Source organism: Streptomyces longisporoflavus, from assembly GCF_014649775.1.
In the GTDB taxonomy this organism is placed as follows: Bacteria; Actinomycetota; Actinomycetes; order Streptomycetales; family Streptomycetaceae; genus Streptomyces; species Streptomyces longisporoflavus.
The window spans coordinates 1-13,430 of the sequence record NZ_BMTR01000063.1; the positions used below are offsets into that span (position 1 = coordinate 1).

Annotated in this window: 14 protein-coding genes; 6 read left to right on the plus strand and 8 right to left on the minus strand. The window is 71.3% G+C overall.

Annotation, left to right across the window (positions count from 1 at the left end; translation table 11 throughout):
- Positions 1 to 93: 93 nt before the first annotated feature.
- From IE226_RS42575 to IE226_RS42585, 3 genes are all read right to left on the minus strand, one after another.
- Positions 94 to 1,344: a PucR family transcriptional regulator gene (locus tag IE226_RS42575; RefSeq protein WP_190086908.1), complete on the minus strand. Its 1,251-nt coding sequence runs from the start codon at positions 1,342 to 1,344 to the stop codon at positions 94 to 96.
- Positions 1,345 to 1,434: 90 nt separating this feature from the next.
- On the minus strand, positions 1,435 to 1,776 hold the full coding sequence (locus tag IE226_RS42580) for a GNAT family N-acetyltransferase (RefSeq protein WP_190086917.1): 342 nt from the start codon (positions 1,774 to 1,776) through the stop codon (positions 1,435 to 1,437).
- Positions 1,777 to 1,805: 29 nt separating this feature from the next.
- On the minus strand, positions 1,806 to 2,798 hold the full coding sequence (locus IE226_RS42585) for a pirin family protein (protein ID WP_190086909.1): 993 nt from the start codon (positions 2,796 to 2,798) through the stop codon (positions 1,806 to 1,808).
- A 135-nt stretch (positions 2,799 to 2,933) separates the two neighbouring features.
- Here IE226_RS42585 and IE226_RS42590 point away from each other — a divergent pair, with 135 nt between their 5' ends.
- From IE226_RS42590 to IE226_RS42600, 3 genes are all read left to right on the plus strand, one after another.
- Entirely contained in the window at positions 2,934 to 3,407 is a 474-nt protein-coding gene (locus IE226_RS42590) for a carboxymuconolactone decarboxylase family protein (RefSeq protein ID WP_190086918.1), read from the plus strand.
- Positions 3,408 to 3,529: 122 nt separating this feature from the next.
- Positions 3,530 to 3,955, plus strand: a complete 426-nt coding sequence (locus tag IE226_RS42595) for an SsgA family sporulation/cell division regulator (RefSeq protein ID WP_190086910.1) — start codon at positions 3,530 to 3,532, stop codon at positions 3,953 to 3,955.
- Positions 3,956 to 4,128: 173 nt separating this feature from the next.
- A complete protein-coding gene (locus IE226_RS42600; protein ID WP_229871953.1) occupies positions 4,129 to 4,989 on the plus strand; it encodes an alpha/beta fold hydrolase in 861 nt (286 codons plus the stop codon).
- 12 nt (positions 4,990 to 5,001) lie between these two features.
- Here the strand turns inward: IE226_RS42600 and IE226_RS42605 are convergent, their stop codons facing one another.
- The 5 genes from IE226_RS42605 to IE226_RS42625 form a co-directional block, all read right to left on the minus strand.
- A complete protein-coding gene (locus IE226_RS42605; protein WP_190086911.1) occupies positions 5,002 to 6,645 on the minus strand; it encodes an MFS transporter in 1,644 nt (547 codons plus the stop codon).
- A gap of 209 nt (positions 6,646 to 6,854) precedes the next feature.
- Positions 6,855 to 7,592, minus strand: coding sequence for a YoaK family protein (locus tag IE226_RS42610; RefSeq protein ID WP_190086912.1), 738 nt, complete (start codon positions 7,590 to 7,592; stop codon positions 6,855 to 6,857).
- Positions 7,573 to 8,097, minus strand: coding sequence for a DoxX family protein (locus IE226_RS42615; protein ID WP_190086913.1), 525 nt, complete (start codon positions 8,095 to 8,097; stop codon positions 7,573 to 7,575). The genes IE226_RS42610 and IE226_RS42615 overlap by 20 nt, the downstream gene beginning before the upstream one ends.
- Before the next feature lie 48 nt (positions 8,098 to 8,145).
- Entirely contained in the window at positions 8,146 to 8,808 is a 663-nt protein-coding gene (locus IE226_RS42620) for a hydrolase (RefSeq protein ID WP_190086920.1), read from the minus strand.
- A 123-nt stretch (positions 8,809 to 8,931) separates the two neighbouring features.
- Complete coding sequence (locus tag IE226_RS42625) at positions 8,932 to 10,812, minus strand: amidohydrolase (RefSeq protein WP_190086921.1); 1,881 nt, start codon at positions 10,810 to 10,812, stop codon at positions 8,932 to 8,934.
- Positions 10,813 to 11,279: 467 nt separating this feature from the next.
- Here IE226_RS42625 and IE226_RS42630 point away from each other — a divergent pair, with 467 nt between their 5' ends.
- The 3 genes from IE226_RS42630 (at position 11,280) to IE226_RS42640 (ending at position 13,375) form a co-directional block, all read left to right on the plus strand.
- Positions 11,280 to 12,251, plus strand: a complete 972-nt coding sequence (locus tag IE226_RS42630; RefSeq protein WP_190086914.1) for an alpha/beta hydrolase — start codon at positions 11,280 to 11,282, stop codon at positions 12,249 to 12,251.
- A gap of 51 nt (positions 12,252 to 12,302) precedes the next feature.
- On the plus strand, positions 12,303 to 13,025 hold the full coding sequence (locus IE226_RS42635; protein ID WP_190086915.1) for an alpha/beta fold hydrolase: 723 nt from the start codon (positions 12,303 to 12,305) through the stop codon (positions 13,023 to 13,025).
- 134 nt (positions 13,026 to 13,159) lie between these two features.
- Positions 13,160 to 13,375 (plus strand): hypothetical protein, encoded by a 216-nt coding sequence (locus IE226_RS42640; RefSeq protein ID WP_190086916.1) that lies wholly within the window; start codon positions 13,160 to 13,162, stop codon positions 13,373 to 13,375.
- The last annotated feature ends 55 nt before the right edge of the window (positions 13,376 to 13,430 follow it).

Consider the following 13,430-nt stretch of genomic DNA (forward strand, 5'->3'; position numbering starts at 1 on the left):
ACAGTCATGCCGGGCCCGGAGGCCAGCAGTCCCATTGCAGGACCGCGGAAAAGATAACGGGGGAGTCAGCGGGGGCGCCGGGGCGCGCGGGGCTCAAGCCGCGGTGCCGTCCCCGGGCGTGACCAGGAGGTCCCGGACGCGCAGGCCCAGGTGCAGGACGAGACGGTCGTCGCCGCTGTCCAGGTCGAGGCCGGTGACCTCCTGGATCTGCCGCAGGCGGTAGTACAGAGAGGTGCGGTGGATCTGCAGGGCTTCGGCGGTCCTGGGGATCGACCCGGCGTGTTCGAGGAAGGACCGCAGGGTCTCCTCCAGTCGCTGGCCGCCCGCCGCCTCCAGCAAGGTGCGCAGCGACTTCGGCAGCAGGGAGTCGTTCAGGGCGTGGTCGGGCAGTTGCAGGAGCACGGCGAACTCTCCGAGCTCTTCCCAGTCCCCGACTCGCTTGAGGCGCGGCATGCGGCGCGCCGCACGGGCCGCCACGACCGCTTGTTCGTAGGAGGTCCACGCGTCGGCCACACCGCTCTGGCGCCCGCCGATCCCCAGTACGGGCGCGGCCGAGGCGTCCAGAAAGGTGTCCAGGGCTTCGATGACCCGCAGGGACTGCTCCGTCAGCTCGCGGCCGCTCACCGGCCGGTCGCCGACCTGGAGCAGGACGGCGCGCTCGGCGCCGACGGTCAGGAGACCGTGCGCCGACCGTGTGCGGGTCAGGCCCTCCAGCGCGCCGCGCAGGGCGACCTCCACCTGGCCGGGAGGTTCCGGGGAGGGGGCCACCTGGACGACGGTGACGACGGCGTGCCCCGCGTCGGGGAGCACACCGCTGTCCCGGAGCCGCTCCCGGGCAGTGTTGCGCGCGGTGGCGCTCGCCCCCAGCAGTGCCGAGAGCAGTTCCCGTTCCTGTGCCTCGTCGGCGTCGGCCGCCGCGTGCTCCGCGTACATCTGGGCGGCGACGCGCGCGGATGTCCGGGCGATGGCCTCGGTCTCCCCAGGCGTCAGCCGGCCGTCCGGCGAGACGACCATCAGCAGGCCGAGGAGGTGTCCGCGTTCCCGCAGCGGCACGCAGTAGCGCGTAAGCAGGCCCAGGTCGTCGCGGCCCGCGATGAATCCCGGCTTGGTCCACTGGGCCACGCCTTGGTCCAGGACGTAACGGATGATCTCACTGTCCGCGCGGCCCTGGAGCAGGCTGCGGATGCGGACCGGGTCGGCGTCCTCGAAGTGCCGGCTGGAGCAGATGAACCTGACGAGAGGGTCGTCCACGACCACGGACCGGCGGAGCTTCGCCGCGAGTTCCTCCACCAGTCTCTGTAGCGCATCACTGCCCACTTGAGCGCGTTGTACCTGTTCAGCCATGTCCACCCCTTTTAGCGGACTCCTTTCTACAAGGTGTGAAACTCGGAGATCAAATATTCAACAGTGTGAGGATCCGTCGCCGGCGGCGGCTCAGCGCGACAGCTCGCTCTCCAGCCACTGCAGGATCTCGGGTGTGACCGGGTCGGTGATGTCGGCGAACTCCTCGTGCTTCTTGAGGAACTTGGCCACGTACGGGCAGACCGGCACGATCCGCAGGCCCGAGGCGCGTACGTCGGTCAGGGCCTCCCGCACGAGGATCGCGGCAAGACCTTGTCCGGCGAAGGCGTCGTCGACCTCGGTGTGGAAGAAGACGCGTCGGTCGTCGCGATCGCGGTAGGCCGTCAGGCCCGCGGTCTTCTCGTCGACCAGGATTTCGTAACGGTGGCGGAGATCCACTCGCCGGACGGCCGGTGTGGCGGCGGGCTGGGTCATCGGGTGCCTTTCGGACGGGGCGGGCTGGGTCATCGGGTGCCCTTGGGGCTGGTGGGGTTGGAGCGAGGGGCGATGGTGGCGTTGGGAAGGGCGGGCGCGGGGATGCGCTCTCCGTCGTAGCCGTCGACGTGGCCGAAGCGGTCGGAGGCGTTCTGCCAGGCTTCTCTGGCCTCGACGATGTCCTCGTGGCTGCGGCCGACGAAGTTCCACCACATGACGATCTGTTCCTCGAACGGCGCTCCGCCAAGGAGGACGGCTCGGGCGGGGGCGTTCGTCTCGTTCGTCAGCGTCAGGGTGTCGTGGCCCGTGGTGACGTAGCCCAGCTCGGCGGCGTGCAGCGGCGTTCCGGCGAGGCGGATCGTCCCCTGGTCGACGAGCAGGCCGTGTTCGAAACCGGCGTCCGTCTCCAGGGTCGTGGTCGCTCCCGGATCGAGGATGACTTCGGCGCCGAGGAGGGGGGTGAAGGTGGGCACCGGTGAGGTGTCGCCGGCGAGTGACCCCAGGAAGACGCGGACGTCCGCTCCGTCGACCCGGACGGGGGCCGGGGCGTGGTGGCGGAAGTCCCGGCCGGTGTGCCGGTGTCGCGCGGGAAGCGCCACCCACAGCTGGACGCCGTGCAGGACGGTGGTGCCGGGAGTGGATACCTCCGTGTGGCTGATGCCGTGCCCGCCGGTCATCAGGTTGAGTTCACCGGGCCGCACCAGGGCGTGGCTCCCCATGCTGTCGCGGTGCTCGATCTCCCCGCTGAACAACCAACTCACCGTCTGCAAGCCGGTGTGCGGATGCGGCGCGACGTCCATGCCGCCCGACACGGCCACGTCGTCGGGGCCGTAGTGGTCGACGAAACACCAGGCTCCGATCAGTGTCCGGGCCCGCTGCGGCAGCGTGCGCCGCACGGTCATCGCCCGCGGCCCGCCCAGCGGGACGTCTCTCGCCGACAGCACCTCGACCTGTGGCGCGACTTCACCGGGTTCGGCCGCGCCGCATCGCAGTGCGGCGGGGTCCGCCTCGACGTTGCTCATCGCACACCCTTCCTCAAATTGGTTTTATGTTCAACAATCATGCCTGATACTAAGTCCTGGCGCTCGATGAAGCGCACGGCGAAGTCCACGAGGCACGGCAGCGTTTCCATGAAGGAGCACAAGGTGAGCGACACGATGACCGTCCGCGCGGGCGGGCGGGTCTTCCTCGACAAGCAGAGCCCCGGGCCCTACCGCGCGCTGACCGAGACGGCCCGGCAGGTCCGCGCGACCGCCGACGGAGCCGGCCTCGACCGCGTCCTGGTGGAACTGGTCAACCTCCGCGTCTCCCAGCTCAACGGCTGCGCCTACTGCCTGGATGTGCACACCCGCGCGGCCCTGCGGGCGGGCGAGACCACCCGGCGTCTGGGCGTCCTGCCGGCCTGGCGTGACACCGAGCTGTTCACGGCGCGCGAACGTGCGGCACTGGCCCTGGCCGAGGCGACCACCGCACCGGCGGACGGCGCCCTCCAGGACAGCGCCTACGCCGCTGCCCGCCCCGTCCTCACCGACGACGAGATCTCCGCGGTCATCTGGGTGGCGATCGCCATCAACGCCTTCAACCGCGTCTCCATCATGAGTAAACACCCCGTGCGCGAGAACACCCCGTGATCTGCCCGACGCTGTTCTCCCTCGGGCAACGCTCCGTGCATTCCTCGACCATACGCATCCGCCGCCCGGTTTTAGGGTCCCCTTCAGAAAATCCTTTTCAGCGAACATAGTTGGCGGACGAAATGAACCAGCCTCTCACCTCGGTCAGGTGCACGGTGACCGTGTACGTCGGCGGCCCGGACAAACCCCCCGCGCCACTGCCCGCGGAGCTGCACTACGACCTGACCGACCCCTGCGCGGTGCGTCTCTCCCTCGGTGCGCCGCTGACCCGCCCCGTCGACTGGGTCTTTGCCCGAAGCCTGCTCGCCGAGGGTCGGCACCTGCCGACAGGAATCGGAGACGTGCAGGTCACCCCGGTGAACACGAGCCGTCCGCCCCGCGTGCGCCTGGTCCTCAGAACGGCCGCCGGGGCGGCGGTGATCGAGATCACGGCCACCGATGTCACCTCGTTCCTGGAGCAGTCCTTCGCGGTGGTGCCCCCGGGCGCGGAGAGCGCGTACATCGATCTCGACCGCGCCGTCGCCGAAGTCACCGGCCAAAGCGGCTGATGCGGACGCGGCTCTCCGGCGTGCGCCACCGCACGGGATAATTCCCGTCATGCCCTTCCCGCGCCGCACTGTGCACTCTGAGAAAAGAATAGTGCGCTCCCGGTAGGAAAAACTTGCCGGGCGTCTTTCCTGTTCTGTAGAAAGGCCCTTCGACAACAACCCGCACTGAGCGGGTGGAACACCAGGGGGTCCTCGTGGACGAGCTGACGACGAACGACGGTACGAGACTCGCGTACCGCGACAGCGAGGGCGACGGAGTCCCCCTGGTCCTGCTCCACGGCTGGGGGCAGACCCAGGAGATGTTCCGGCACCAGCTGAGCGGCCTGGCCCCGACCCGGCGCGTCATCACCGTGGATCTGCGCGGTCACGGCAGGTCCGGGAAGCCCCGCCACGGCTACCGCATCGCCCGCCTGGCCCGTGACGTCCTCGAACTCGTGGACCACCTGGGCCTGGAGCGTTTCGACGCCCTCGGCTGGTCGATGGGCGTATCGGTGTGGTGGAGCTTCATGGACCAGTGGGGCACCGGCCGGATCCGGCGGTTCGTCGCCGTCGATCAGCCGGCGGCCGTCGCGGCCGTTCCCTGGATGACCCCCGACGAACAGCGGGCGTCCGGCGCCATCTTCGACGTCCAGGGGCTGCTCGAACTCGGCGCCGCACTGGCGGGACCGGACGGCGACCGCGTGCGTCACGACTTCGTGCGCGGCATGTTCTCCGGCCCCACCGACCCCGAGGTCCTGGCCTTCGTCGCCGAGGAGATCAAGGCGACGCCCGCGTATGCCGGTGTCCCGTTGTTGTTCGACCACTGCGCGCAGGACTGGCGCGACCTGCTGCCGCGGGTGGACGTGCCGACGCTGGTGATCGCGTGCGAGGGCAGTCATGTGAGTCCCGACTCCCAGCGCTTCCTCGCCCGGGAGATCCCGGACGCCCAACTGCACGTCTTCCCCGCGGACGTGGCCTCCTCGCACTTCCCCTTTCTCGAGAATCCGCCCGCGTTCAACGCCGTGGTCGAGAAGTTTCTGGCCCAGGCGCCCTGAGCCGAGGGGGCGTCAGGCCCCGGCATCGGCTTGCTCCTTCACGTCCCGCACCGGCCCCGCGGTGGCGTCGAAGGCATGGGTCACCTCGGGTGGCGCCGCGAGCAGTTCGCGGGCGTGCTCCTCATGCCGGCGGTCCGTGTTCGTGAGCCGGCCGTGGTGCTGGGCGAGATGCTCCGCCCAGGAAGCGACCAGGTAGTTCTCGACGAAGCGGTCCGGCTCCCGGCCGTCCTGGTAGAGGCCCCAGGACAGGGCTCCCGTACGCCGCCGTGAGCGGGCCACCTGATCCATGCGGGCGGTGAAAGCCACTCCGTTTCCGGGGGCGACCCGGTAGCTGACGGAGACGAGCACGGGGCCGTCGGACGGTCCGGGCTCGAACAGCAGGGGCGGCACGGGCCAGTGGTCGGACGGGGTCGGGTCGATGCCGTCGGTGCCGCGCAGCGGCCACCGGCGCAGGCTCGCCGCGCCCGCGAGCAGCAGAGCACCGCCGAGCAGGAGGGTGGCACGCAGCCCGAGCCGCTCGGCCAGCAGGCCCCACAGCGGTGCCGCCAGCGCCTGCCCGCCCTGGAAGACCAGCAGATAGACGGCGAGGCCACGGGCCCTGACCCAGCCGGGCAGGCGTGCCTGGACGGCCGCGTTGAGCGTGGACAGCACGGCGATCCAGGCCAGGCCCGCGGGCAGCAGCGCCACCGCCGCCGCCCAGGGGATGCGCACGGTGGCCAGGACCGCCAAGGCCCCGGCGAAGACCACGGTTCCGGCGGCGAGGGTGCCGTTGACACCGCAGGCCCGCCGGATCGCCGGCAGCACGAAGGCACCGCCGACCGCCCCGAGGCCGACCACCCCGAGCAGCAGTCCGTACCCGCCCGACCCCAGACCGAGGGAGCGGCTCGCGACCAGCGGAAGCAGGGACCACAGGGCAGCCCCTCCGGGGATGAACAGGGCCGTGCGCAGCAGGACCCTGCGGACGCCGGGGGCGTTCCACACGTAGCGGCGCGCGGCGTGTGCAGCGGCCAGAAGCTTCTCGCCCCGGACGGCGGGTACTTGGGACGCCGGCGGCTTCCACAGCAGCAGTACGGCGGCGATGCCGAGGTAGGAGGCGGCGTTGAAGGCGAAGACCCAGCCCGTGCCGGCCGCGGCGACCACCGCCCCGCCGAGTGCCGGGCCGACGGCGCGGGCCAGGTTCATGTTCACGGCGCCCAGGGCCGCCGCCTGCCCCAGCTGGCGGCGCTCCACCAGCTCCGGCTGTACGGCCTGCCAGGCGGGCCCCATCAGCGCCGTGCCGCATCCCAGCAGGAACGTGAGCCCGAGCAGCACGGCCGGAGTGAGGGCGTCCGCGAACGCCAGCACCGCCAGCACGGTCGAGACGGCCAGCATGGCGAACTGGGCGGCGAGCAGCACCGTGCGGCGGTTGAACCGGTCGGCCAGCACCCCCGACGGCAGAGCCAGCAGCACGACGGGAAGGCTGGAGGCGGTCTGCACGAGCGTCACCAGCGCGGCGTCGTGTCCGATCAGAAGCCACTGGGCGCCCACCGCCTGCATCCAGCCACCGACGTTGGAGACCAGTTGAGCGATCCACAGCGCGCGGAAGACGCGCGCCGCGAGCGGGGCCCAGGGCGAGTCCCCCGCTGGGGAGCCGGGCGCCGGTGGTGCTGCTTTCATGCGGGTGCCTGCCCAAGTGAGAGTGCGGGCCCCGGTCTTGCACGGTGCCCGTGGCCTGCGGATTCAGTATTTTTTGGACCGTAGGCTCGGCCGATGGGCGCGCCATGACCGGGAGCGCACGTCTTGTGCTCCGGCAGCGCAGCACTGTCCCTTCAAGGCGGGAGCGCCGCCCGGTCAGGAGGCGCTCCGCCGGGCACGCGTACGGCGCTTCAGGACAGTGGCTTGATCCACGGCTCGTCGCCGCGGGAGAGACGGTGCACGGCCACCGACGTCCCCACCAGGAGCACCGTCGCCAGGCCCAGGGTGAGCGCGAGTTCGGCGTGCCGCGCCAGCACGGCACCGATCAGGGCCCCCAGGAACATGGCAAGGACGGAGAGGAACCGTCGGCCGGGGCGGGGTGCCGCCCCGCCCGCCGACGCGGAGTCGGCGGCCAGGCCCGTCAGGGTCAGGGTGAGCACCGTCGTGGTCAGGTCCGGGACGCCGAGCCGCCGGGCGATCGCGTTCTGCAGCCCCATGGCCAGGCCCAGAAGCACGATCAGTGTGTACCGCTCCCCGGTGCCCACCGGGCCGTGCGAGACCGCGGCCGCGAGGACGGACGCGGCGACCAGCACCGTCTGCAGTGCGGTGGCGAGGGTCAGCAACCGGCCCCGGTGCCCGGCGAACCGGGTGCCGAAGCGGCCGCCGGCCAGCGCGCCGGCGAGGAACGCCGCCATCGCCACCAAGGAGGCCGTCGCGGACAGGCCCTCGGCGCCCGCGAGGGCGAACCCCAGGAAGACCACGTTGCCGGTCATGTTGGCGACGAAGACGTGCCCGAGCGCCAGATAACTGACCGCGTCGACAAGGCCGGTCACCAGCGTCAGCGTCAGCAGCAGTGGCATGAGGGGGCCGTGCCGGTCCCCCTTCGGCGGGGCCAGGGTGAGGGCCGCGTCAGTCAGCAGCTTGCGCATGGGGGCGTGTTCCTTCCGGGGCGGCGGGGCGGTGCAGCACCGCACGGGTGAGCAGTCCGCTGGCCGGGCCGAGCACGATCGCGGCGACGCCGAGCCACAGGGGCCAGGGGGTCAGCCCGAGCACATGGTCGGCGGACCACCGGCCGGGGCCGGTGAGGGCCAGGGCCGCGGAGATGACGACGAGCACCATCGGGTACTCGTAGCCGTCGTCCTGCACCCACAGGCCCTTGTGCCACTTGACGGTGCTCGCCACCGTCATGACACCCATGGCGGCCATCGCCGCCATGGGCGTGAGCAGCCCGGCCGCCAGGAACAGACCGGCGCCGATCTGGCTGCCGCCCGCGGCGAGTGCCGTGAGCCGGCCGCCGCGGAAGCCGTCGCGCCGGAACTCCTCGGTTCCGCCCGCCAGGCCCTTGCCGCCAAGACGGAAGCTGACTTTCTGCACTCCGTGTCCGGCCACGAGGAGCCCCGCCACCAGCCGGAGGACCAACAATCCGGTGTCCATATCGTTCCTGCCTGTTCCTGACGTGCCGTCAATGCTCGGGGGCGGGGGTCAGCCGGCCGCGTGGGCTCCGATGACGGACTGCGCGTAGACGACGCCGAGGCCATAGGCACCGGCGTGCTCCTTCACCACGTCCGTGACCGGGACGTACGTCTCCGTACGCGCCCAGTCCCGCTGGAGTTCGAGGAGCACCTGCACCCAGGTCACCGGGACGGCGCCGACCTGGATCATGCGCTGCACGGCGTGCTCGTGTGCCTGCGGACTGACGCCGGCCGACGCGTCGGTGACGACGTACACCTCGTAGCCCTGGGAGAGGGCGGAGAGGGCCGGCAGCACGACACAGACCTCGGTCCACAGGCCCGCGATGACGAGCTTCTTGCGCCCGGTCGCCTTGACCGCCTCCACGAAGGCGGTGTCCTCCCAGGCGTTCATCGACGTCCGGTCGATGATCTTCTGGTCGGGAAAGACCGCGGCCAGCTGCGGAAGGAGCGGCCCCGAGAAGGACTCCGCCGCCACGGTGCTCAGCACCACCGGCACGTCGAAGACCCTGGCCGCCTTGGCCAGGCCCACGGTGGAGTTGATGACCGAGGAGCGGTCGCCGCTCCCGGCGGCGAAGAACATCTGCGGCTGGTGGTCCACGAACAGCACGGCGCAGTTGTCGGGGGTGAGCAGGTCAGGGCTGGGGACCGCGGTGACGTCGGAGATGTTGACCATGAGAGTGCCTTCCATGAGCGGAGTGATCGCGGACGGGTGTCCGCTGGTGTGAGCAGCCGTCCGCCGGACGGCCTGCGGGTGATACCGGGAGGGGCGGCGCGGCGCCGGTCCCCTGCCGGGAGTTCAGAGCACGAAGCAGGGGTCGAAGACCGGGCTCTCCGTGTGGGGAGCGAGACCGCGGCGCACACGCCATTGGCGGTGCTGCTCGGATTCCGCGGCGGCCTGGCCGAGCAGTTCGGCCTGGCGCGAGCCCGACAGGCCGGTGGAGGGCGTGGCCTGGTAGCCGCCGAAGCGCGCCACCGGGCTCCACTCCGGGCTGATCGGGGGCAGCTCCTCGTCGAGGCCCTCGTACTCGCCGGCGGCGTAGACGATCCGGCCGCCGACGACCGTCAGGAGGGACTCGATGTGCGCGATGTCCGGCTCGGGCACGGTGAAGTAGTCCTCCGACAGCACCGCGAGGTCGCCGAGGAATCCCGGGCGCAGCACGCCCTTGACGTTCTCCTCGCCGGTCAGCGAGGCACCCGCCTCGGTGAACATGGCGAGGGCGGTCCGCCGGTCGACGCGGTTGTGCGGCGGGCGGACGACCAGGTCGCCCACGGTCCGGCCGGTGATCAGCCAGTGCAGGGCGACCCACGGGTTGTACGTGGAGACCCGGGTCGCGTCGGTGCCCGCGCCGACGGTCAGGCCACGCTCCAGCATCGCCCCGATCGGCGGGGCGTCGGCCGCGATGCCGGGGCCGTAGCGGCGTACGAACGCCTCGCCCTGGAAGGAGAGCCGGTTCTGCACCGACAGGGCGCCGCCCAGGGCGGCGATGCGGTCGAGGCTGTCCGGCGAGACGGTCTCCGCGTGGTCGAACAGCCAGCGGTTTCCGGACGGGAAGAGCCCTTCCGCGGCCAGCTTCTCGAATACGGCGAGATCGCGCCGGATGGTCTCGTCATACGTGGCGTGCAGCCGGAAGCCCCAGCCGTTCTCCATGAGGAGGCGGACCGCCTTCTCGAATTCCGTCTCATAGCCGGAGGCGAGTTGAGGGCGGGGCTGGGCGAAATTCTCGAAGTCCGCCGCCGCCCACGTGAGGTTCTCCCCCGCGCCGTTGAGCCGCAGCCATGCGTCGCCGTCCTCGGGCCTGGCCATTTCGATCCAGCGGGCCAGGTCGTCGATCTCCTGGCCCGCGGTCTGCGGGAACAGGTGATACGCGATGCGCAAGGAGAGCTGGCCGGCCGCGGCCAGTTCGACGACGGTGCTGTAGTTCTCGGGGAAGTTCTGGAATCCCCCCGCCGCGTCGATGGCCGAGGTGAGCCCGAACCGGTTGAGCTCGCGCAGGAAATGCCGGGTGGAGGTCTTCTTGTCCTCGCCCTGGAGCACCGGCGCCTTGGCCAGGGTGGAGTAGAGGATCAGGGCGCTGGGGGCGGACAGGAGCATGCCGGTCGGCTCGCCGTCCCGGCCCCGTACGATCTGCCCGCCCTTCGGATCGGGTGTGTCGCGGGTGAATCCGGCGGCCTTGAGCGCGGCGCGGTTGAGGACCGCCGACTGGTAGAGGTGCAGGACGAACACCGGGGTGTCCGGGGCGGCGGCGTTCAGTTCGGCGACGGTCGGCAGGCGTCGTTCGGCGAACTGCTCGGCCGACCATCCGCCAACTACCCTCACCCACTGCCCCTTCGGCGTGCGGGCCGCCTGTTCGCGCAGCATCGCCAGGCCCTGGCCCAGCGTGGGAACACCGTCCCAGCGCAGCTCAAGGACGTAGTTGAGGCCGCCCCGGATCACGTGCAGATGGGAGTCGTTGAGGCCGGGGACCATGCGGCGGCCAAGGGCGTCCACCACCTTCGTGGCCGGGCCGATCTGCGGGGCCACGTCGTTGTCGTCGCCGACGACCGTGATGACACCGGCCCGGATGGCGAGCGCCTCGGCCTGCGGCAGGCCCGGATCTCCCGTGTGTATTTTCGCGTTGCGGACGACGAGGTCCGCCGCGTCGTCGGCGGCATGGGGAACCAGCCCGCCGACCGGCATCGTGGGCACCTTTCGACAACCTCCTACGAGATGAATTGCGTTGACGGCTTTCGGATCGCAGCGGGGGACGGAAGAGAACCGGGAGCGCACCGTCACTGCGTACGTAGCGATTGGCACCGTCACTGCGTAAGCGGCGATTCGCGCTGAATGACGGGCGGGAATTCTCCGCGGAACGCATTCCGCGTTCTCCTCCGGCCGCCGGGCCCATGAGCGGGGACGACGACCTGCGGCTGCCCCGCCACGTTATTTCCGTCCGCTGCCGCGGTGTGTCCCCGCAGCGCACTCAATTCGTGCCGTCAGCGCACTGGATTTCGCGGTGCGCTGTCAGGTCACATCCGGTGCGCTGACAGGCAATTCCCCGCGTTCGTCCGCCTTTAGCTTGGCGGCAGTACCCCCCGGATTCGCGTCCGGATCGGGGTCGTCCCGCCGGACAGTCCGGTGCGGGACCGCATAGCGAGGTGTTTTCCATGTCCGATGGTGCAGAGCTGGTCGTGCCGGTGCTCGAGCCGGCCGCGGCGGCGTTCGCCGAGGCGACGTCGCGTCCCCCCTTCCTGTTCGATCTGGCCCCGGAGGAGGGGCGCAAGGCGGTCGACGAGGTGCAGTCCGGGCCGGTGGAGCTGCCGGAGGTGGACGAGGAGTGGGTCTCGGTCTCCGGGGGGCCGACGGGCAGTGTGCGGGCGCGGATCGTGCGGCCCGCGGGCGTGTCCGGGCCGCTGCCGGTGATCCTCTACATCCACGGGGCGGGCTGGGTGTTCGGCAACGCGCACACCCATGACCGCCTGGTGCGCGAGCTCGCGGTCGGCGTCCGGGCGGCGGTGGTCTTCCCGGAGTACGACCTCTCCCCGGAGGCGCGCTACCCGGTGGCCATCGAGCAGAACTACGCGGTGGCCCGGTGGGTCGTCGAGGAGGGCGCCGCGCACGGCCTCGACGGGGCACGCCTCGCGGTGGCCGGGGACTCGGTGGGCGGCAACATGAGCGCCGCGCTGACGCTGATGGCCAAGGAGCGCGGCGATGTGCCGCTCCTCGGCCAGGTGCTGTTCTACCCGGTCACCGACGCGAGCTTCGACACCGGCTCCTACCACCAGTTCGCCGAGGGCTACTTCCTGCGCCGGGACGGCATGCAGTGGTTCTGGGACCAGTACACCACCGACGCGGGCGAGCGGGCGCAGATCACCGCCTCCCCGCTGCGGGCCACCACGGAGCAGCTGACCGGGCTGCCGCCCGCCCTGGTCATCACCGGTGAGGCCGACGTGCTGCGCGACGAGGGCGAGGCGTACGCCAACAAGCTGCGTCAGGCCGGCGTCCCGGTCACCGCGGTCCGCTTCCAGGGCGTCATCCACGACTTCGTCATGCTCAACGCCCTGCGCGAGACCCACGCCGCTCAGACCGCCATCGCCCTGGCCGTCACCACTCTGCGCACCACCCTCGCCGCGCGCTGACGCACGGCTGTCACCCCCTTGAACCCACAACTCCCGGGAGAACCGACCCACATGGCCACCCAGCCCACCCCCACCGTCGTCCTCGTACACGGCGCCTTCGCCGATGCCGCCAGCTGGACCGGCGTCATCACGGAACTGCAGAACCACGACGTGCCCGTGGTGGCACCGTCCAATCCGCTGCGCGGTCTGGCGTCGGACGCCGCGTACATCGCCTCCGTGGCGGCCCAGATCGACGGCCCTGTCGTGCTGGTGGGCCACTCCTACGGCGGCGCCCTCATCACCGTCGCCGGCACCGCGCACAACGTCGTCGGACTCGTCTACGTCGCCGCCTACGTCCTCGAAGAGGGCGAGAGCCTCGGGGAACTCCAGGGCCGCTTCCCGCTCTCCCCGCTGGTCAGCAACCTGAAGGAGGCGACGTACCCGGTCGAGGGCGCGGCGCCCGCGACGGAAGTCACCATCACGCCCCGGGCGTTCCCGGACATCTTCGCCGCCGACGTGCCGGCCGCGGTCACCAAGGTCCTGGCGGTGACCCAGCGGCCGTTGGCCGCCGCCGTGTTCGAGGAGCGCGCCTCGGCCGCCGCCTGGAAGACCAAGCCCTCCTGGGCCCTGATCGCCGGCGCCGACCAGGCCATCAACCCCGACGTCGAACGCTTCGGCGCCGAACGCGCCGCCGCCACCATCGTCGAACTCGACGGCGCCTCCCACGCCGTGGCCGTCTCCCGCCCCAAGGACGTCGCCGCCCTCATCCTCACCGCCGTCCACGCCACCAGCTGACCCACCCCGACCGCGCGGACTCGTCCCCCGGCCAGCCCGCGCGGTCGGCCCCCACCCCGTCATCTCACGTCCCCGCGCCCCCGGCAGAGCCCGGCAACCAGCAGAGCCCGGCAACCAGAAAGACATGTGGACCCATGCGCAGAACCCCGATCCCGTCGAAGCGGCCCGCTCTCGCGGTGGCGGCCGTCGCGGCGGCCCTCGCCCTGACCGCCGCCGGCCCGGCGTCCGCCGCCGACGCCCCGGTGTCCCACGTGCGTGTCGTGGCGCACCTGGACATGGCCGACGGACAGCGGCCGGAGAACATCACCCTCGGGCCCGGCGGCTCCGCCTACGTCACCTTCGCTGAGTAGTTGTTTCTCTTCCTCGTCGCCCTTCGGTGGGTAGTCACCGCTGGTCGTGGGTGGT